We start from the raw sequence: 474 nt of genomic DNA on the forward strand, positions 1-474 counted from the left end.
CATTGCCGATGATGTGGTCGGCGGGGAAGCCAACCTTCTGCGCCGTCTTCAGCGCGACCGGATTCATCACGCCCCAGCCGCGCAGCACCACGTAATCGGGTTTGGCGCGGCGGATCGAGATCCATTGCGATTGCTGCTCGTTGCCCGGATGCGGAACCTCGATCTGCTCGAGGTCGAATCCATACTTGTCAGCCAGCAGCTTGTAGATCGGGATCGTCTCTTTGCCGTAGGGCGAGCCGTGATAGAGCACGACGATCTTCTTGCCCTTCAGCCTGACCGAGCCGCCTTCCTTTGCGGCAATGTAGTTTACGATGCCCGAGGTTTCGCTGTAGGGATTGAGCAGCAGCGGAAACACGTAAGGGAACACGCGGCCATCGGTGGAATCGGTTCGGCCGTGATTGATCGTGATCAGCGGCACTCTGTCCTTGGAGATCCGATCGATCATGGCATAGGCAATACCGACCGAGAGGGGAT

Annotated in this window: 1 protein-coding gene; it reads right to left on the minus strand. The window is 58.9% G+C overall.

What is annotated here, in order from left to right:
* Positions 1–474: ABC transporter substrate-binding protein (locus ACZXDY_RS46415; protein ID WP_464350089.1), on the minus strand; the 474-nt coding region annotated here is incomplete at both ends.

The sequence above is a fragment of the Bradyrhizobium sp. LeoB3 genome (assembly GCF_055456055.1).